A 20,608-nucleotide genomic window follows, 5' to 3' on the forward strand; every position below is an offset into this window, starting at 1 on the left:
TAAAATTTAAGCTTTTGTCGCAGGTTCTACTTTCTTCTTGCCTGTACCTAAATCGATAACGATTGGAGCAGCTACGAAGATTGAAGAATAAGCACCAAACACAACACCGATGAACATTGCAAAAGAGAAACCTCTTAAAATATCTCCACCGAATATTAATAATACCGTTACTACCAAGAATACTGTAGTAGCTGTCATTACTGTACGGCTCATTGTATGGTTGATAGACTGGTTGATTGTCTTAATCATCAATTCTTTATTACTAAGGTCTGCATTAACGCCGATTTCTTCACGGATACGGTCAAATACTACCACGGTATCGTTAATAGAGTAACCGATTACCGTCAAAATAGCAGCAATAAAGATTTGGTCAACTTCTAATTCAAAACCGAATAAACGAACAATACCAACCATACCTAATACCACTAGTGAATCGTGTAAAAGAGCGATGATACCACCCAATGAATACTGCCATTTACGGAAACGCAATAGAATGTAAATAAAGATACCTACTAAAGCATAAAAAATAGAAACGAATGATTGTCTTAAAATATCATCAGCAATTGTTGCACCTACTTTAGATTCTGAAAGAATAGTTGGTTTAGCATCAGCAAATTTCGTTAAGCCTTTCTCTAAAGCTTTACGTACTTTTTGGTTAGCCTGAATCGATTCATCTTCAACCAAGTAAGCAGTAGTGATTTTTAATTTAGTATCGCCGTTGAAAGTTTTTACTTCTACGCCTTTACCTTCAAAACTATCCGCTAAGCCATCTTTAATTGTTCCTGCTTCTACAGGTTTAGATAATTCTACTACGTAAGAACGACCACCCTTAAAGTCAACACCTAAGTTAAAACCACCTTGGATAGTCAATACAATAGCACCCAATGCAATTAAGCCCCATGAGAACCAGTAAGAATATTTACGTTTTCCGATAAAGTCAAAATTCATTCCTTTGAAAAGGTCTCTTGAAATAAATGTTTCAAAAGTAACGTCTTTTTCTTTACCAGCTTTGATAGCACGTTTTGCCATCCATTCTACTAATACATGAGAAACGAAAACAGCAGTAAATACTGAAGTAATCAAACCGATACATAGAGTAACACCAAATCCTTTTACAGAACCTGACCCAAAGAAAATTAAAATAACCCCAACAATAATGGTCGTTACGTTACCATCAATAATTGCCGAAAGTGCTTTTTCATAACCCACTCTAATAGCATCTAGTAAACCTTTTCCTTGGTGTAATTCTTCACGGATACGTTCATTAATCAATACGTTGGCATCTACGGCCATCCCTAATGTTAATACAACACCCGCAATACCTGGCAATGTTAATGCCGCTTGAATTTGTACTAATACACCTGCAATAAAAAATACGTTAAAGAAAAGTGCAGCATTGGCCATCCAGCCTGGGCTTCCATAATAGCCAATCATAAAGATAACTACTAATAGTAAACCTAATGCCATCGAGAAGTACCCTTGATTGATAGCTTCAGCACCTAATGAAGGACCGATAAAAGCGTCTTCAACAATACGAGTAGGCGCTGATAACTTACCTGATTTAATTACGTTGGCTAAATCTTTCGCTTGTTCAACTGTGAATGACCCAGAAATAGAAGAACGACCACCAGCAATTTCACCATTGATGTTTGGTGCAGAATAAACATAGTTGTCTAGTACAATAGCAATTCTTTTTCCAACATTAGCAGCCGTTAAGTTTTTCCAGATTCTAGCACCAGTACCATTCATGCTCATGGTTACTTCTGGGCGACCATTTTGGTCAAAATCCTGTGCAGCATCTGTAATTACTTCTCCATCCAAAGGTGCTTTTTGTCCTTCCGCTTTTCTCAAGAATTCAAAAGGAATAATTTCATCACCATTTGTAGCAGGAATTCCAATAGCATTCCAAGCAAATTGAAGACCAGAAGGGAACATGATTTTTACTTCTGGGCGACTGAATAATTCGTTTACACGAGCAGTATCTTTACGGAAAACACCCCATGATCGTCCTTGATTATCCAAAGGCAAGAACAATTTAGTAAGTGCCGAACCAGCAGTAGTATCTTTCACAGCAGAATCTTTCTTTGCTACTTTCGCTGCACCAGATAACTGGCTAGCTAAACCGCCTGCTTTAGTAGTATCTGTTGCAGTAGCTTTAGGGGTTGTAGCCGCTTTTTTAGCTTTTTCTTCTGCTGTCAAATATTCTCCTAAGCTATTTAAGCCAGGACCCCATTCTGAAATCTCAGCTACTTCGATAAATTCTAATTTTGAAGCAGCAGATAATAATTTTCTAGCACGTTCTGGATTATCAACACCTGGTAATTCAACTTGGATACGGTTGGTACCTGGCAAACGTTGAATGTTCGGGTTGGCAACGCCTAATTTATCAATACGTGTTTGAATCGTTTTATAAACACGGTCAACAGCACCATCAATTTCGTTGTTAATTACTTTCTTTACTTGTGAATCAGAAGAATTAGAATTTAATTTTTCACGGTTGATTGAATTAGCAAAAATTGTTGCCAATCTTTGATTCGGAGCAATTTTAGCAAAAGCTTCATAAAACAATTCATTGAATGTTTTTGTTGAAGTTGCTTGTGCCGCAGTTGCTTGGTCAAGTGCTTTGATAAAATTAGGATCATTGCTTTTGCCTGATAGTGCACGAAGAATTTCTACAGGAGAAACCTCTAACACAGCATGAAGCCCGCCTTCTAAGTCCAAACCTTTATGCAATGCATAAGTGGTTACTTCTTGTAATGTAAAACCTAAATAGATAGGTTGTTTCCACAAAGAATCAATATAGTGGGTTTTCTTCGCAGGGTCTAATTCACCAGATTTTGAAGTAGCATAAGCAAGAGCATCTTCACGAACTGAACTTGCTTTCCATGTGAATGAAAGAAAAAATAGACATAAGGCTGAAATAATTCCAGTCAGCCAAATGATGGCACTTTTATAACGCATTTTTGTAGGGAAAAAGTAATTGTGAGTAAATAAAACGGATGATTAGGGTTGCAACATTTTAGCCAGACATGGCAAAACGTCTTTGTTTTGATAGATTATCTATCAAAAATATGTATTAGAAAAATTATGGGGCGTTGGTAACGATAAAATGTTCGAAGAGGACTTCGAGATGAGGTAGGCGAAATGCTAAATTTTGAACTGCCTGAATAGGGCGTTGTGCTGATAAAAAAGCAAATTCGCAGGGACTAAAAATAAACTCTTGTGCAAAATCAATGTTGACAGGTACAGAAACCTGCATGACCGAAAGCTCTGAAATAGAACATTGCTTAGGCGTATTATTATCCTGAGTTTGTTCTGTTTTGACTTTAGATACCGCTATTTGGCTTCTTTGTGAAGCATTTATTGTTTTACCAAAAACGGTAAATACAATAACTAGCGACATAAAAAAGACGCTTACCAAACGAGCTATGTGAGAATGTTTTTGCATTTTGAATTACAAAACTATCACTTTTTGTTTGGTATTTCCAAATTCGGACTTAAAATAATTGTTCTGCCTGTTTGAAAATATTTCTTACTTTTGAGCCATCATTCATAAAATGCTTAGAAATGTTTAATTATTTAGAACCAATATATATCAAGAAATTCATTCAAACAGCCCTAGCTGAGGATATTGGTGATGGTGACCATACGTCATTATCAACCATTCCGAGTACTGCTACTGGACGAGCAAGATTGCTTGTGAAAGAAGACGGAGTTTTAGCAGGGGTAGATTTGGCAACAATGATTTTTGAAGAAGTTGATAAAACACTTGAAGTACAGATATTACTGGAAGATGGTGTAGCGATTAAAAAAGGAGAAGTTGTTTTAACGGTTGCAGGGTCTTCGCAATCTATTCTTAAAGCAGAGCGTCTGGTACTCAATTGTATGCAACGCATGTCGGGTATTGCTACCTATACAGACGCTATGGTGAAGTTGTTGGAAGGAACAAATACAAAATTATTAGATACCCGTAAGACAACACCCAATTTTCGACTTTGCGAAAAGTGGGCTTGCAAGATAGGCGGAGCAGAAAACCATCGTTATGCCTTGTTCGATATGATTTTGATTAAAGATAACCACGTTGATTATGCGGGAGGTATTAAAAATGCTATCAACCAAGCTAATGAATACTTGAAAGAGACGGGGCGTGATTTAAGAATAGAAATTGAAGTAAGAAACTTAACAGAGCTTCAGGAGGTTTTAGCAATAGGCAATATTCATAGAATTATGCTAGACAATTTTTCTTTTGAAGATTTGCGTGAAGCAGTACGATTGATTGACGGAAAGTATGCTACTGAGGCATCTGGTGGAATTAATGAAAAAACAGTGAGACAATATGCTGAATGCGGGGTAGATTATATTTCTTGTGGTGCTTTAACACATCATGTAAATAGTTTAGATTTGAGTCTAAAAGCATATTAGCATCATTAGTGAATAGTGATTGATGAATAGGAGAGGAATTTGTCCCCATTCAATAAAAGATGTCTTTTCTTACGGTATAAAATTTTAACAATGAATTTATTAGATGAATCACAAAGAGTAGGCTATGTGAGTCGCTCGGTGCCCTTTAAAGGAGATGATTTAAAGGAACAAATTTTAAAACTGAAAAAGGAAAAAAATGCGGTAATCTTAGCACACTATTATGTAGATGCTGAGATTCAGGAAATCGCAGACTTTTTAGGAGATAGTTTGGGATTAGCACAGGCGGCAGAAAAAACAGATGCAGACATGATTGTTTTCTGTGGGGTGCATTTTATGGGCGAAACAGCTAAAATTTTAAACCCTAATAAAAAGGTTGTTTTACCAGATTTAAATGCGGGTTGTTCTTTGGCAGATGCTGCTCCTAAAGAAGAATTTGCTGCCTTTAAAGCAAAGTATCCTGATGCGGTAGTAGTAAGTTATATCAATTGCACGGCCGATATCAAAGCGATGACTGATATTATCTGTACTTCATCCAACGCAGTAAAAGTAGTAGAATCGATTCCTGCTGATAAGCAAATTATTTTTGCTCCCGATGCTAATTTAGGTCGATATGTAGCCAAGAAAACAGGACGAGAGTTGATTTTGTGGGAAGGTGCTTGTATCGTTCATATTGATATTTCTTTAGAGAAATTAAAGAAAGTCAAAGAAGAAAACCCTAATGCATTATTGATTGCTCACCCAGAATGTAAGGAGGTGATTTTATCTCAAGCTGATTTTGTAGGTTCTACCACAGCATTGTTGAGTTTTGTACAAACATCAGACTGTCAGGAGTTTATTGTGGCGACGGAAGCAGGTATTTTACATAAAATGAAAATGGCCGTACCGCATAAAAAGCTTATTCCTGCGCCAGCGAACGAGAAAAATTCTTGTGCTTGTTCAGAATGCCCATACATGAAAATGAATACAATGGAAAAATTATACAATGCCATGTTCTATGAATTACCAGAAATTCAGGTGCCAGAAGAAGTAAGGATTCCAGCATTGAAAGCTCTAAAGGCAATGTTGGAAATTAGTAAATAAATAGTTTATTGAAAATATAAAAGCCCTCGAAATCAAATATGGTTTCGAGGGCTTTTACATTTTACAATCTATCAATCGTTAGGTTTTTCTATTATTACTCAACCATGCGATTTTGTACTTTAAGGCTTATTTTCTTATTTAATAATTATCCTTCTTTTTCAAATAAATTTGAAACTGCTCTTCTGTTAATATCGCTTTCAATTCTTTGTCTCTATCTTCTTTTATGCTTACGGCTTTTGCTCTAATTTTTGAACGAATTTCTTCCGATACAGGAGGTACAAGCTTTTTTACTTCTTCCGAAAAATCCATTCTTTTAAAAGCATAGTTAATATTAGCATTCTCTACTTTGGGTAGTTGCTCTTCTGTTAATTTAAGCTTTTTGGTCATCCAACGGGTTTCTTCAGTAGCAATTTTTTCAGGATCCATGCTTTCAGGTTTCCTTTGCATACCTTCGCCTGCTTGTGGAAGTCTGCCACCACCTAAGCCACCTCTTCCGTATCCTCCTTGTCCATATCCTTGACCGTATTGGGCTTTGCTTTCATTGATATGTAAAAAAATAGAGACAGATAAAGCAATTAAAAATGATAAATAATTATTTGATTTCATTGGAATCTCGACTGTTTTAGTGATTTTTTGATGTTACTTCAAAGAACAGACGGTTAAATTAATAATTTTCTGGAATTGTTTTAAGTTATTTTATATGAAGTTTACAAAAAAGCCCTCAATCTGTTAAGATTGAGGGCTTCTACTACACTGAAACTATTAAGACCCGCAGGCTTCGCATCCATCAGGATCGTCAATTGAGCATTGCATCGCCGACCAGTTTTGTTCGACTACGGTGTCTAAACCTCCTACAACGAGAGAGGCAGCTGATGATTTTGCTTGTGCGGCTTGTGCGGCATAAGCTTCATAACTCATCTCGTGCTCTTGCACAACATTTGCTTGCTCAATGGCCACTTCGGCTTGTTTTTCGACTGTAAACTTGATAGCATCGGCAGCAGCTTTTGTTCTAAGATAATACATCCCAGTTTTCAAGCCTTTTTCCCATGCGTAGAAGTGCATCGAAGTAAGTTTACCAAAGTTCGGGTCTTGAATATGTATATTTAATGATTGCGACTGGCAGATATAAGCACCTCTGTCGGCAGCCATTTCAATAATTACCTTTTGTTTAATTTCCCAAACTGTTTTGTACAAATCTTTCATATCCTGAGGAATCTCAGCAATGTTTTGTACTGAACCGTTAGCAGAAATCAATTTGTTTTTCATCGAATCGTTCCATAGGTTCAATTTCACCAAGTCACGAAGAAGGTGTTTGTTCACTACCGCAAATTCGCCTGAAAGTACTCTACGTGCATAAATGTTTGAAGTATAAGGCTCAAAACATTCGTTGTTACCCAAGATTTGTGAGGTCGAAGCAGTTGGCATTGGTGCTACTAACAATGAGTTTCTTACACCATGTTCTTTTACTTTCGCTCTTAATTCTTCCCAATTCCAACGTCCTGACTCTGGTGTTACTCCCCACATATCAAATTGGAAAATACCTTGTGAGATAGGTGAACCAGCCCAAGTTTCATAAGGACCTTCTTTGATGGCTAGCTCCATAGATGCTTCCATGGCAGCATAATACATCGTTTCAAAGATGTCTTTATTTAATTGTTTTGCTCCTTCTGATTCAAAAGGCATTCTTAACAAAATAAATACATCTGCCAAGCCTTGTACTCCTAAACCGATTGGGCGGTGACGCATGTTTGAACGTCTTGCTTCCTCAACAGGGTAATAGTTACGGTCTATGATTTTATTTAAGTTTTTAGCTGCAACCTTCGTTACTTTATACAAAGCCTCGTGGTCAAACTCTTGGAAACCTCTTGCATTGGTTTTTAAGAATTTTGGTAAAGCTAGAGACGCCAAATTACAAACAGCAACTTCATCTTTAGAAGTATACTCCATGATTTCAGTACATAAGTTTGAAGACTTAATCGTACCTAAATTCTTTTGGTTTGATTTGCGGTTTGCATGGTCTTTAAATAACATATAAGGCGTACCTGTTTCAGTTTGAGATTCTAGAATCTCGAACCATAAATCCTGTGCCTTAATTACTTTGCGAGCTTTACCCGCTAATTCATAACTAGTATAAAGTTTTTCAAATTCTTCACCATAAGTATCTGCCAATCCTGGGCATTCGTGTGGACATAATAACGACCAAGTGTCATTGTCTTTTACACGTTTCATGAATAAATCAGGAATCCACAATGCATAGAATAAATCTCTTGCACGCATTTCTTCTTTACCATGATTTTTCTTTAATTCTAAGAAATCAAAAATGTCAGCATGCCAAGGTTCTAAGTAAACAGCAAAAGAACCTTTTCTTTTTCCACCGCCTTGATCAACGTAACGAGCAGTATCATTGAATACTTTCAACATCGGTACAATACCGTTTGAAGTACCGTTTGTTCCTTTGATATATGACCCTGTAGCACGGACATTATGGATAGATAATCCAATGCCACCAGCCGACTGAGAAATTTTTGCACACTGTTTTAATGTATCATAAATTCCTTCGATAGAATCGTCTTGCATCGTTAATAAGAAACAAGATGACATCTGTGGTTTTTGTGTACCTGCGTTGAAAAGCGTGGGAGTAGCATGCGTAAACCAACGTTCTGAGAGCAAATTGTAGGTTTCAATAGCACTTTCAACATCATTCCCATGAATACCAATGGCTACACGCATCAACATGTGTTGCGGACGTTCAGCAATCTTACCTTCCATTTTCAGAAGATATGACTTTTCTAACGTTTTGAAACCAAAGTAATCATAACCAAAGTCTCTGTCATAAATAATAGCAGCATCTAATTCTCCTGCATTTTTCTTAATGACATCATATACTTCTTTGGATAATAACGCTGCGTTTTCCCCAGTTTTTGGGTCTGTATAATTATAAAGACGCTTCATTGTTGCTGAAAACGACTTCAGAGTCTCTTTATGCAAATTAGAGACAGCAATTCTAGCTGCGAGCACTGCATAGTCGGGGTGCTTGGTTGTCATCGAAGCCGCCGTTTCTGCTGCTAAATTGTCTAATTCGCTCGTGGTTACTCCATCATAGAGCCCCGTAATAACTTTTTTAGCTACTTCGAGAGGCTGCACAAAGAATGGATCGAGACTATAGCAAAGTTTTTCGATTCGGGCTGTAATCTTGTCAAACTTTACAGACTCACGTCTGCCATCTCTTTTTATAACGTACATAATAACTCGGGTTTTTGTTGTGTTTGATTCAGAAAAATAAGAAAACAGGTTTAAATATAATCATTTTAAGAAATCAAATAATCATACCATGACTATATCATTCATACCAATTTGGTGGTGTTCAGATGAACACGAACCGTTTGTTTTTCATTCCGCAATCTCCATTATTTTTTATTCAAATCATTATTTTTTCTTTGAAAGGGAAAAATGATTTAAAATGATTGAATCTAAAATTTTGAGAATTTATATAATAGCTATCGCAAAGAAATCAAAATCTGATTCGATAGGCTAAATCTTTAAATAACTGCAAAGGCTTTTTGCTGGATGGTTTCGGTATGCACTTCAAAGATAACAATTTCTTAATCTATTCGCAATGAATAAATCGCTATTAAGAATCTAAAAAAAATACAAACTATGTGTTATGTACAATAGAAGTTTTGGTCTGATGCCATTCTAAGAAGTGTTCAACTTGGAATAATCATACAGAAAAAAAATATAAAAAATTTAGATTACTTTTTCTCAAAAACTTAAATCAAATTACCTTAAAAAAGTTTTTGAAACCACCAAAAAAAATGTAATTTTGCACCCTCAAATAGAAAAGTGCCTTTGTCCATTGTTATCAGTAATTCGTTTAATTTATCTTAAACACGTTGAATACTGTATCTCCCAATTTAACAACAGACTAATTATATACAAATACAGAGACGGCGGGGAATCGTCTCAAAATCAAAATATTACCATGAAACAAGGAATTCATCCAGATTACAGACCAGTGGTTTTCCATGATTTGTCTGCTGATTACAAGTTTTTAACGCAGTCATGTGTTAAAACTACTGAAACTACTGAATTTGAAGGAGAAACTTATCCAGTATTCAAAATCGAAGTTTCTTCTCAATCACACCCATTCTATACAGGTAAAAACGTATTGTTGGATACTGCGGGTCGTGTTGATAAATTCTACAAACGTTTTGGTGGAAAGAAATAATTCTTCCGCACAACAGGAGTCGAAATTAACAAAAAGCCTTTTAGAGAAATCTGAAAGGCTTTTTTGTTGTAAAATATCGGCAATATATCACGTATCTTTGTAGGTATAAACCTGTTGATGACAAACAGATAATATTTGAGTTATTAAGTGGCTGTTATTCATCCACTAATTTTGTATCATTACAACATATCATAAAATAATCTTGCCCTGCGGATGGGACCGTCCGTGCTAAGCTTTATGAATTTTATTCTTTTTGATGAAATACAGATTCGTCAGTCTTTGTTACCCCTCACTTTTACGCGCCCTGTTAGTGAAATCCGTATAGGTATACAAACCATCAGTCAGAAATGGCAGGACTTCCTAGGGAGCGATGTGTCATTTTATACACAAGATTATTTACAAGCCAAATACCCCCTCGTGTTGGCTGATGATAATATATTTATCAATGGTGCTGTTTGCCCTACAGCGCTATTAACAGAAGCTATTCTAGGATTAGCACCAGCAACGGCTTTAGTACAAGAAGGGCTTATTCTTGCTTATAGAAGCAAAACGATAGCCGATGTATTTGAAGATACCGTCGCTTTTGAAGAGGAACTCAGAATCGTTCGTCAAGCAATTGATATTTATACACACAATGGTGAACAGATTATTAGCGACTTCCAAAGAATCACTAAAAACAGGACATCACAGCCTATTAATGATAGATTTACAGCTTTTTACAATGAAGAACAGATTTTTATTGAAGAAGGAGTAGAGCTAAAAGCAGTCGTATTGGATGCTAGCAATGGCCCCATCTATTTAGGAAAAGGAGTAAACATCCAAGCAGGTGCTTTGATTCAAGGGCCTTTTGCTATCTGCGAGAACTCAGTAATTAATATGGGAGCTAAGATGAGGAGAAATACTACGATTGGTCCGTTCTCTAAAGTGGGCGGAGAAATCAGTAATTCCGTTATCTTTGGCAATTCAAACAAAGGACACGAAGGTTTCATGGGAAATTCCGTAATAGGCGAATGGTGTAATTGGGGAGCAGATACGAATAATTCTAATTTGAAAAATGATTATTCAAAAGTTGAATTGTGGAGTTACGTTACCAATCGATATGAAAATACGGGTTCGCAATTTGTGGGCTTAATCATGGCCGACCATTCTAAATGTGGTATCAATACGATGTTTAATACGGGTACGGTAGTAGGCGTAAATTGCAATATTTTTGGTGCTGATTTTCAACCAAAACATATTCCTTCGTTTTCGTGGAGTAATGGCAATGGAACGTTTAAAACATATCATCTTCGTAAGGCGAACCAAGTAGCACGTGCTGTATTGGAACGCCGAGGGAAAGCGTTTGATGGAGTAGAAGAACAAATATTAAAAGCAGTTTTTGAGCAAACTAGTGTTTAATTTGAAGATTTGAAAGTGTGGTAATTTGAAAATGTGGATGGAATAAAAATTAATTATTTTCAAATCATCAAATTTTCAAATCATCAAATGATGAGAGAAATCATTTTCAAATTTTCAAATGATCAAATTTTCAAATCGAAAAGAATAAATGTTATTTAAAGATATCCCGGGGTTAAGGTCTATTAAAGATACACTGATTCGATCGGTGCAGATGAACCATGTGGCTCATGCCCAATTGTTTCATGGAGCAGTCGGTGGCGCCAATCTGGCTTTAGCATGGGCTTATGCCACTTATATCAATTGCGAAGAAAGAGGAGAGGAGGATGCTTGTGGGAATTGTGCTTCGTGTGTCAAAATGGCAAAAATGGTGCATCCAGATATTCACCATATTTTCCCAACGCCTAGTGCCAAAGAAACCATCTTAGAATTATTGCCTACTTGGCGGAAGTTTTTAATGGAAAGTCCGTATCGTAGCCTAACCGACTGGCTGGAATTTACAGGAACAACGGGCAATAAACAAGGTATTATTCCTATTAAGGAAGCACATAATATCATTGATAAAATCTCGCTGAAAGCTTTTGAGGCTGAATATAAAATATTGATTATCTGGCAACCAGAATTAATGAACATAGAATCGGCGAATTCTTTATTGAAAATTTTAGAAGAACCGCCTATCAAAACCTTGTTTATTCTCGTATGTAATGATGCGAATAAGTTATTAACAACCATACTTTCTAGAACGCAAAGGGTGATGATTCCTGCACTTTCGGATGAAGACACTGTTGAGTATCTGGTTCAGAAAGAAGGCGTAGTTAAAGAAAGAGCCAAGCAGATTGCTTATTTATCAGAAGGGAATATCTCTAAAGCCGTTGCCCTGACAGGTCAAGATGGACAAGCACAACATGAGTGGTTTGCTAAATGGATGCGGATGGCTTATAAGCTGGATGCGGCTGCTTTGATAAAATTAGCCGACGAATTTGATACATTACCCAAAGAAGAGCAAAAAGGAATGATGGAATACGGATTGAATATTTTCAGAGATTTGTTACTCTGGAAAAACGGTGCGGAGGTTTTAGTAAGGTTAGAAGGAGAGGAGCTTACCTTCGTTCAGAATTTTTCGAAAGCAGTAAAAATAGAAGCCATCGAACAGATTGTACAGGAATTCGGTCAAGTATATTATTATTTAGAACGAAACGCAAGGGCGAAGATTTTACATTTAGATTTATCATTAACCGTCGGTAGATTGTTTAAAAGTTAATAAAATTATTCATAATAAAAGCTTACAGCTTACAGCTCAAAGCTAATAAGTCAACCATGAGTACAATAAAATTAGGAACGAGAGGGTCAAAACTAGCCCTTTGGCAAGCATACTTCATCAAAGAAACACTAGAAAAAGGCGGCTTATCTGTTGAAATCGTCATTATTAATACTAAAGGAGACCAAATATTAGACCGCTCGTTGTCAAAAATCGGCTCAAAAGGTGTATTTACAGAAGAATTAGAAGAAAAACTTCGTTCTGGAGAAATTGATATAGCACAGCATTCTGCCAAAGACTTACAGTCGGAATTGGCGGAAGATTTAGCATTAATTGCTTTTACCGAGCGTGAAAAAGTAAATGATGTTTTGGTAAGTTTTAATAAAAATCTTTCTTTAGAAAATGGAGAACCTTTTGTAGTGGGAACTTCTTCTACACGTAGAGTGGCAATGTTGAAACACTTTTACCCACATATCCACACTGTAGATATGCGTGGTAATTTACAAACACGTTTAGCTAAACTAGAAAGCGGCGTTTGTGATGCTTTATTATTGGCTTATGCAGGCGTACATCGCATGGGTTATGAAGAACATATCGCAGAATTAATTTCGCTTGATACCTTTACGCCTGCTGTGGGGCAAGGCTCTGTTGCCATAGAATGTGCAGCGAGTTTGGATGCTGAAAAGAAAGCCAAAATCAGAACATTGTGTAACCATCCTGAAACGGAGCAACAACTATTAGCAGAACGTGCTTATCTGAGACGTTTGCAAGGAGGTTGTAGTATTCCTGTTTTTGGACTAGCTCAGCCTACTGAAAATAACGAATTGGCTATGACGGGAGGAATCATCAGTTTAGATGGGAAAGAAATCTTAAAAGAGACTATTACAGGAACAGATGCTGTTGCTGTGGGCGAAGCGCTAGCTGAAAAGATTTTAAGTTTGGGTGGAGACAAAATTTTGAAAGATATTCGTGCAGGACTGAACAGTTAGTAATTAGTATTTTATATTAATATTTAAAACTCATCACTCACAATTCACAACTCTTACTTATAATGTCTGCTGAAAAGATATTCAAAAAACTTCGTTTAGATAGCGATAAAGCATTGTTGATTGTGAATGCTCCCTCAGAGTATGTGTCATTATTAGAAGATGTAAATTATGATACCGAACCAAGAGCGGAGGGGATTTATGATTTTGTACAAGTGTTTGCCATTCAGCAAGCTGAACTAGAGACTTTGATGAAATCGGTGGGTAAGGCTGGTAAATTTGATTGTGTTTTCTGGGCTTGTTACCCTAAAGGAACAGGAAAAATAAAAAGTGACATCAAACGTGAAACTGTTTGGACAGCATTTGATTTAATTGAACTTCAAGCGGTATCGCAAGTAGCCATTGACGAAACTTGGTCAGCCTTGCGTGGCAGACCTGTAACAATGGTAGGAAAGTAATTGATTTGAAGATTTGAAAATGTGAGAATTTGAAAATTAAATATTTATCAAAAATATTTTCAAATCTTCAAATTCCCACATTTTCAAATTAAAAGAATTATTTCAATGCTTTATTAATTGCCTCATTCGCTAATTTCTCCATGATTTTATAGCAACTGATGGTTGGGTGTACGCCATCTTCAGCCATTTCTTTACTCAATCCATTTCTTTCATCTTTCAGAGGAGTAAAATAGTCAAGATAAACCAAATTGTTTTGTTTGGCTAATTGTTTAATCCCTTCGTTTAATGCTATTACTTTAGCTGGAACGTCTTGAATTTCTTTTCTCCAAGGAAACGCAAACGCAGGCATTACCGAAGCCAAGATTACTTTGATATGATTCGCTTTAGCGATTTCTATCATTGATTGATAGTTTGACAACGTATAGTCTTGCATATAGTCACCCGTATTTTCGGCAATATCGTTGATACCAATATTGATGATAACCACTTTTGGTTTCAAAGCCACTACATCCTGACGAAAACGAAGTAATGTTTGCGGAGAAGTTTGTCCACTGATACCCCTTCCTACATAATTATTGGTATTGAAAAAATCTGGGTCAGCCGATACCCATCCTTCGGTGATAGAATCTCCTGTAAATACTACCCTTGTTTTACCTTGTTTAGGTTCACCTATTTCGACATTGGCTTTTTTGTATTTTACCAAATTAGCCCAATCTCTTTTTTCTCTTTCAGCATTTTGTTTTGAAAACGTTTCTAATTGCTCTTCACTAAATTGCTGTTCCCATTTGTTTGGATAACGTTTTTTAAGATAACCTTGTAATTTCAACCAATCTCCAAAACGCTCATACCAAGTATCCGTCGGTATTTTTTGTTTATTCATGCCAAAGCCATGACCGCCCCTTTCGTAAATATGTATTTCTACAGGTTGTCCAGCGGCTTTCCAATCTAAATACAATTGTGCATTAGCAGGAGCAAAACCCAACTGGTCGTCGGAAGCGAGTGCGATAAAGATAGGTGTTTTTGCTTTAGGAATATTTTTGATATCGTCGAGTGCTTTGGTATAGGGATAAATCGGTGCAATGAAATTTGGTTTACTCTCTTCAGTAGCTTGATAAATAGCGCCTAATGTTAAAGTTCCTCCTGCCGAAAAGCCCATCATGCCTATTTTAGTAGGGTCGATGTCATATTTTTCAGCATTTTTTCTAATGTATTTAATGGCTGTAGAAGCATCTTGAATGGCCAAAGGAATAATAGGAGCGTTTTCTTCATCCAAGGTTTTGAAATTACCCATTTTACCCATTAATTCTTTTACAGGGTCGTTGGTGAAACTTCTCGCCACTCTGTATTTCAAGACAAAGGCAGCAATACCTTTTGAGTTTAAATATTTGGCTACCTCAATGCCTTCGTTATCAATCGAAAGCGTATGAAAAGCACCGCCTGGAGCAATTAATATGGCTGTGCCTGTAGCTTTTTCTTTATCGGGTAAATAAGCAGTGATGCTAGGGTCAGCTACATTATAAACAATTTTGGTATTGAATTGATTAGTGGTGTTTTCAGCTTCTGACCAAGTCCAACTTTCGGAACCAGGGGCTTTGTTTGGATACAATTTGATGACTTCTTGGGCGAAAGAGGAGGCACTAATGAGCAAGATGCTACAGAAAATAGATACAATTTTCATGGTTTAAATTAAAATTTGAGAGGGTTTTATTGAGTGATATATTTGATAATCAATGTTAATCAAAAATTACTTAATATTCATCACACTTTATGATTTTTAAAACATAGTGAAACTAATTCTTGCATTGAACACTGTACAAGGTTTTATCAATAAGATTCTGGCTATCCATTCAAAAAATAGTATATTTAATTTTCATCCATTCATCCAACTAAATATCCATCGTTTGACATGAATTCAAACAGCAAAATACTCTTATACTTTATTGCATCCACTATTACTTTTCAAACTTTCTCACAGAGTAAACGAAAAGACTACCTCGTGACTTTTAGTACTCCTTTTGGAGAAATGCATGCTATTTTGCACAATCAAACACCCCAACACAAAAAGAATTTTTTGAAACTGGTAGACGATAAATTCTATGATGGATTACTCTTTCATCGTATCATCAAATCATTTATGATTCAGGGAGGCGACCCCAACTCAAAAAAAGCCAAAGAAGGTGAATTATTGGGCAATGGTGATGTAGGCTATAAAGTGCCTGCTGAAATTACGCCTGAATTGTTTCATAAAAAAGGGGTAATAGCCGCCGCTCGTGATAATAATCCCGAAAAGGCCTCCTCGGGCTGTCAGTATTATATCGTTCAAGGACAGGTTTGGAATGACTCAACTTTGGCTAGACAAATGGCTAGGAGCCCTTTGAGAACTTATACTGAGGAACAAAAAAATGTTTATAAAACCATTGGTGGCACACCTCATTTAGATGGAAATTACACAGTTTTCGGACAAGTAATTGATAATCTTTGGGTGATAGATTCAGTGGCTAGTCAGCCAAGAGACAAGAATAATCGTCCTTTGAAAGATATTGCCATGAAAATTACCTGTAAAAAGATGCGGAAAAAGAAGATTACTAAGTTGTATGCATATACGTTTGGAGAGTAAATGTTTAGAGAAAAACATTAATCTCTTATATAATATGTTTAATTAGTTATGGTGAAATATTTTTTCGAAATTCCGCTGTTTGAGCGAAGCGAGTTTCGGAATTTCTTGAATTTCTTTTGCGGTCCGCCGCGCGGTTACTTTTCTTGTTTCAAGACAAGAAAAGTAAGCAGTAGAGAATGGGTTTTTACTTTCTAATTTATCTAATAAAACTCTTATAAATGAAAAAACAATCTAAATAGATTTTTGAATATAATGTCAAAAAAGAAAATACTAATCACAGGATCAAATGGGCTGTTGGGACAAAAGCTAGTTTCATTACTGGCGAATCAAGCGGATATTCATTTGATTGCTACTGCCCGTGGCAACAATCGTTTGTCGTTTACAGATGGCTATGAATATCAGGAAATGGATATTACTAATCCCGAACAATTAGTGGAGGTAATTGAAAGGATTCAGCCTAATGCTATTATTCATACTGCTGCCATGACCAATGTTGACCAGTGTGAATTTGAGAAAGATTTGTGTTGGGCAATGAACGTAAAGGCTGTTGAATATTTGGCGGAGGCTTGCGAAAAGCACGACATTTATCTTTGCCATCTTTCTACGGATTTTGTTTTTGATGGAGTAGCTGGGCCATATTCAGAGGAAGCTCAACCTAGTCCAGTAAGTTATTATGGTTGGACGAAGTATGCCGCCGAAGAAGTGGTAAGACGTTCGACATGTCGTTGGAGTATTGCCAGAACAGTTTTAGTATACGGAATCGTTTCAGATATGAGTCGTAGTAATATTATTTTATGGGTAAAGAAATCGTTGGAAGAAGGCAAAAATATCAAAGTAGTAACCGACCAGTTTCGCACGCCTACTTTGGCAGAAGATTTAGCCAAAGGTTGTTGGTTGATGACTGATAAAGAAGCAGAGGGGATTTTTCATATTTCGGGAAAAGACTTTTTAACACCTTATGAAATGGCGATTAAAACGGCTGATTTCTTTCACTTAGATAAATCACTCATTAGTACAGCTAACGCTAATAATTTCACACAACCTGCCAAACGCCCACCGAGAACGGGCTTTATTTTGGACAAAGCTATTGCTATTTTAGGTTATAATCCCGTAAGTTTTGAAGAAGGGATTTCGATTGTGGCAGAGCAGACGGAAGCTTTATTGTAATTGACCTCGTTTACTCATGAGGCTGTCTAAAAAGAAAACCACTGCCAAATATTCTTTGGTTTGCAACCTCACCCCTAACCCCTCTCCTTCAGAGAGGGGAACTTTTGGGCTCAAAAAGCCCATCTCTGAAGGAGAGGGGGTTGGGGGTGAGGTATTTCGCAGAATAATATTTGGCTGTGAAAACTTTTCGGACACCCTCATGACTTTAAGTCATGGCATGAGTTTAGTCCGTCAAACAACAAAAATCCCTACAAGAAATCAATTCCTGTAGGGATTATTATTGAGTTGAATATCACTAAAGATTCAATTTCTTCAATTCTTTCACCGCAAAATCTGCTGCTCTGGCTGTAAGTGCCATATACGTAAGCGATGGATTTACACATGATGCAGAAGTCATCGCAGCACCATCCGTCATAAATACGTTTTTCACAGCGTGTACTTGGTTATGGGCATTCAATACCGAAGTTTTAGGGTCGCGTCCCATACGAGCAGTTCCCATTTCGTGAATAGCCATTCCTAAATAAGAACCATTGTCATACGTTTTTACATTTTTCACACCTGATGATTCCAACATTTCCTTCGCGTCGTTTGCCATATCGATACGCATTTTCTTTTCGTTTTCACGTAAGTCAGCATCAAACACAACTACTGGCATTCCCCACTTATCTTTAGTGGTTTTGTCAAGGAACATTCTGTTTTCGTAGTATGGTAATGTTTCACCGAAACCTCCAAAGCCCATCGACCAGTTACCTGGCTGAGTTACTTCGTTTTTGTAGTCAGCACCAAAAGTAAGTTCTGCGACATTGCGTTGCCAGCCTTGGCGACTTGCACCACCTTGGTAACCAAAACCACGTAAGTAGTCACGTTTGTCTGAACCAATGTTACGATAACGAGGTACATAAATACCATTCGCTCTACGTCCATAATAATATTTATCTAAATCGCCTTCCCAAGTGCCTGAAGCACCCGTACGGAAATGGTGATCCATCAAGTTGTGACCTAACTGTCCAGAATCATTACCCATTCCTTCAGGGAAACGGTTTGAAACAGAGTTCATCATCAAGGCAGTAGAACCGATAGTACTACCACACACAAAGATGATTTTAGCAAAATACTCGCGGTCTTGCATTGTTACGGCATCACGCACACGCACGCCCGTCGCTTTTTTCTTGTTTTCATCGTACACGATTTCTCTTACGATTGAATCAGGACGTAAAGTTAAACGACCCGTTTTAGCGGCTGGAGGTAGCGTACAAGACTGCGTACTGAAATAGGCACCAAACGGACAACCCAAAGAACATTTGTTACGATATTGACAAGAAGAACGACCAATACCTAGTTGTTCTTTAGCTGCTGCTGAAAGGTTAGCTACACGTCCCATCGTAAGGTTACGACCAGGGAAGTTTTTCTCAAGACGTTGCTTCACTTCTTTCTCTACACAGAACATTTCCATTGGTGGAAGGAATTCGCCATCAGGCAATTGAGGCAACCCTAATTTTTCTCCTGAAATACCAGCGTATTTCTCTACATAAGAATACCAAGGAGCAATGTCTTTATAACGAATTGGCCAGTCAACTGCGATACCATCTTTTAAGTTAGCTTCAAAGTCAATATCACTCAAACGGTAAGATTGACGACCCCACATGATTGATTTTCCACCAACGATGTTTGGACGATACCAGTCAAAACGTTTTTCTTCTTTATATAATGAATCTGAATCATTCATCCAGTATTTTTCCGTCATTTCATTATATGGATAATCACGGGCTAATTTTGGGTGAGATTCTTTTTGTTCTATCGTTAAGCGACCATTGTATTTCATTTCCCAAGGGTCTTTCATGGCGTTTTCGTAGCCAGTAACGTGTTCTAATTGCTTACCTCTTTCAAGCATTAGTACTCTTAAGCCTTTTTCGGTTAATTCTTTAGCAGCCCAACCACCAGAAACACCTGAACCAATTACAATGGCATCATAAGTCATTCCTTTAACTGCATCTATATTCAAATTTGACATCTCTTGATATGAGTTTTAAGCTTTAAGCTTTTAGCGGTCAGCTTTTGTTTTATAAAATAAAATTGGAAAAGAAATCTGTGAAAAGTAGAGCATAAACTTAAATCTCATCGCTCATTTCTCAAAGCTATTATAATGCCCACGCTTTTTGCCCTGGCTTCAACGGTACACAACCTTGGAATTTCCCTGGAATCGGAAGGTATTCTAATGCTTTAGTAGCACCGATTTCAGACGTAAAGTAGCCAGTTACCGTCAATTCTTTCATTCTTAAGAAGAAAGGCTTGTCGGTTGTAGTACTTAGTTTAACCATTTCATTTTTCTGAGCAGTATCTAATTCCACAAAACCTTTTCCAAATTTAGCTTTGCTATCAGCATCTAATTTTGCCAAACCTGCATAGAATTTTTCTTGATCTTCTTTTTTATAACAATCACGCATGACACGTACAATGAATTTTTCAGCGCCAGCAGCTTTCGCACCAGGAGTATCAGTGGTTGGAATAATAATATCAGCAACCTCCGCAAGCAACGCTTCTTGCTCAAGACTCACGCTTACACTGTTGCCAGTATTGATAATTTGTCCCATTACTCCTGCCATTAAAGGGGCAGAAAGCACACCTCCCATCAGAAGGGCAACTCGTTGGACGGCTTCTCTACGGTTCATATTTTGGTTAAATAATTGATTATTAGATTATTAAAAAACGTTGTACTCAGCAGTTTATACTTTTTAGTAAAGTAAAGAAAAAAACGTTATCAAATTACTCCTAGTATAAGTTTTTATTGAAATAGTTTAATTCTGCCCTGTGTTATTATGGAGTTTATGAGATAAAGGTTCATGAGTTTTTTTAGTTGATAAGATTATGAGTGCACTTTTACGTTTACAAAGTTTAAATTTGAACCTTATAAATATTAGCATTTCTCTAAGCTTTAAACCTTTAACTTCTAAACTCATAAACATTAACCTCTAAACCTTAAACTCATAAACCTTCAAC

General features: G+C 36.8%; 16 protein-coding genes. 9 read left to right on the forward strand and 7 right to left on the reverse strand.

Annotated elements, in window-relative coordinates; genetic code table 11:
• Positions 1-6: 6 nt before the first annotated feature.
• Both secDF and AC07N0_RS07095 read right to left on the reverse strand, forming a co-directional pair.
• Positions 7-2,961, reverse strand: a complete 2,955-nt coding sequence (gene secDF / locus AC07N0_RS07090; protein WP_494588638.1) for a protein translocase subunit SecDF — start codon at positions 2,959-2,961, stop codon at positions 7-9.
• A gap of 124 nt (positions 2,962-3,085) precedes the next feature.
• Positions 3,086-3,448, reverse strand: a complete 363-nt coding sequence (locus tag AC07N0_RS07095; RefSeq protein ID WP_494588639.1) for a hypothetical protein — start codon at positions 3,446-3,448, stop codon at positions 3,086-3,088.
• Positions 3,449-3,567: 119 nt separating this feature from the next.
• Between AC07N0_RS07095 and nadC the strand changes: the two genes are divergently transcribed.
• Both nadC and nadA read left to right on the forward strand, forming a co-directional pair.
• Entirely contained in the window at positions 3,568-4,422 is an 855-nt protein-coding gene (gene nadC, locus AC07N0_RS07100; RefSeq protein ID WP_494588640.1) for a carboxylating nicotinate-nucleotide diphosphorylase, read from the forward strand.
• A gap of 90 nt (positions 4,423-4,512) precedes the next feature.
• Positions 4,513-5,502 (forward strand): quinolinate synthase NadA, encoded by a 990-nt coding sequence (gene nadA, locus AC07N0_RS07105; RefSeq protein WP_494588641.1) that lies wholly within the window; start codon positions 4,513-4,515, stop codon positions 5,500-5,502.
• A gap of 138 nt (positions 5,503-5,640) precedes the next feature.
• On the opposite strand, the gene AC07N0_RS07110 is transcribed toward nadA, so the two are convergent.
• Positions 5,641-6,108 carry a DUF4890 domain-containing protein gene (locus AC07N0_RS07110; RefSeq protein WP_494588642.1) on the reverse strand — a complete coding sequence of 156 codons (468 nt, stop codon included), beginning with the start codon at positions 6,106-6,108 and terminating at the stop codon, positions 5,641-5,643.
• A 156-nt stretch (positions 6,109-6,264) separates the two neighbouring features.
• Complete coding sequence (locus tag AC07N0_RS07115) at positions 6,265-8,745, reverse strand: ribonucleoside-diphosphate reductase subunit alpha (RefSeq protein ID WP_494588643.1); 2,481 nt, start codon at positions 8,743-8,745, stop codon at positions 6,265-6,267.
• Positions 8,746-9,484: 739 nt separating this feature from the next.
• Here AC07N0_RS07115 and AC07N0_RS07120 point away from each other — a divergent pair.
• The 5 genes from AC07N0_RS07120 to AC07N0_RS07140 all read left to right on the forward strand — a co-directional run bounded on the left by AC07N0_RS07120 (position 9,485) and on the right by AC07N0_RS07140 (position 13,827).
• A complete protein-coding gene (locus AC07N0_RS07120) occupies positions 9,485-9,730 on the forward strand; it encodes a type B 50S ribosomal protein L31 (protein ID WP_309913032.1) in 246 nt (81 codons plus the stop codon).
• A gap of 237 nt (positions 9,731-9,967) precedes the next feature.
• Positions 9,968-11,128, forward strand: a complete 1,161-nt coding sequence (locus AC07N0_RS07125; RefSeq protein ID WP_494588644.1) for a GlmU family protein — start codon at positions 9,968-9,970, stop codon at positions 11,126-11,128.
• 148 nt (positions 11,129-11,276) lie between these two features.
• Positions 11,277-12,386, forward strand: coding sequence for a DNA polymerase III subunit (locus AC07N0_RS07130; protein ID WP_494588645.1), 1,110 nt, complete (start codon positions 11,277-11,279; stop codon positions 12,384-12,386).
• A gap of 56 nt (positions 12,387-12,442) precedes the next feature.
• On the forward strand, positions 12,443-13,372 hold the full coding sequence (gene hemC / locus AC07N0_RS07135; RefSeq protein ID WP_494588646.1) for a hydroxymethylbilane synthase: 930 nt from the start codon (positions 12,443-12,445) through the stop codon (positions 13,370-13,372).
• A 62-nt stretch (positions 13,373-13,434) separates the two neighbouring features.
• On the forward strand, positions 13,435-13,827 hold the full coding sequence (locus tag AC07N0_RS07140) for a hypothetical protein (protein WP_494588647.1): 393 nt from the start codon (positions 13,435-13,437) through the stop codon (positions 13,825-13,827).
• Between the two features lie 97 nt (positions 13,828-13,924).
• Here AC07N0_RS07140 and AC07N0_RS07145 read toward each other — a convergent pair whose 3' ends face one another.
• Positions 13,925-15,505 carry a GDSL-type esterase/lipase family protein gene (locus tag AC07N0_RS07145; protein WP_494588648.1) on the reverse strand — a complete coding sequence of 527 codons (1,581 nt, stop codon included), beginning with the start codon at positions 15,503-15,505 and terminating at the stop codon, positions 13,925-13,927.
• Between the two features lie 228 nt (positions 15,506-15,733).
• On the opposite strand from AC07N0_RS07145, the gene AC07N0_RS07150 reads away from it, so the two are divergent.
• Both AC07N0_RS07150 and AC07N0_RS07155 read left to right on the forward strand, forming a co-directional pair.
• Complete coding sequence (locus AC07N0_RS07150) at positions 15,734-16,444, forward strand: peptidylprolyl isomerase (RefSeq protein ID WP_494588649.1); 711 nt, start codon at positions 15,734-15,736, stop codon at positions 16,442-16,444.
• A 252-nt stretch (positions 16,445-16,696) separates the two neighbouring features.
• On the forward strand, positions 16,697-17,611 hold the full coding sequence (locus AC07N0_RS07155) for an SDR family oxidoreductase (protein WP_494588650.1): 915 nt from the start codon (positions 16,697-16,699) through the stop codon (positions 17,609-17,611).
• A 295-nt stretch (positions 17,612-17,906) separates the two neighbouring features.
• Here AC07N0_RS07155 and AC07N0_RS07160 read toward each other — a convergent pair whose 3' ends face one another.
• Together AC07N0_RS07160 and AC07N0_RS07165 are read right to left on the reverse strand one after the other, a co-directional pair.
• A complete protein-coding gene (locus tag AC07N0_RS07160; protein ID WP_492801817.1) occupies positions 17,907-19,622 on the reverse strand; it encodes a GMC oxidoreductase in 1,716 nt (571 codons plus the stop codon).
• A 127-nt stretch (positions 19,623-19,749) separates the two neighbouring features.
• Positions 19,750-20,280: a gluconate 2-dehydrogenase subunit 3 family protein gene (locus AC07N0_RS07165; protein WP_494588651.1), complete on the reverse strand. Its 531-nt coding sequence runs from the start codon at positions 20,278-20,280 to the stop codon at positions 19,750-19,752.
• Between the last annotated feature and the right edge of the window lie 328 nt (positions 20,281-20,608).

The organism is Arcicella sp. GW821-FHT09D11 (assembly GCF_059416265.1).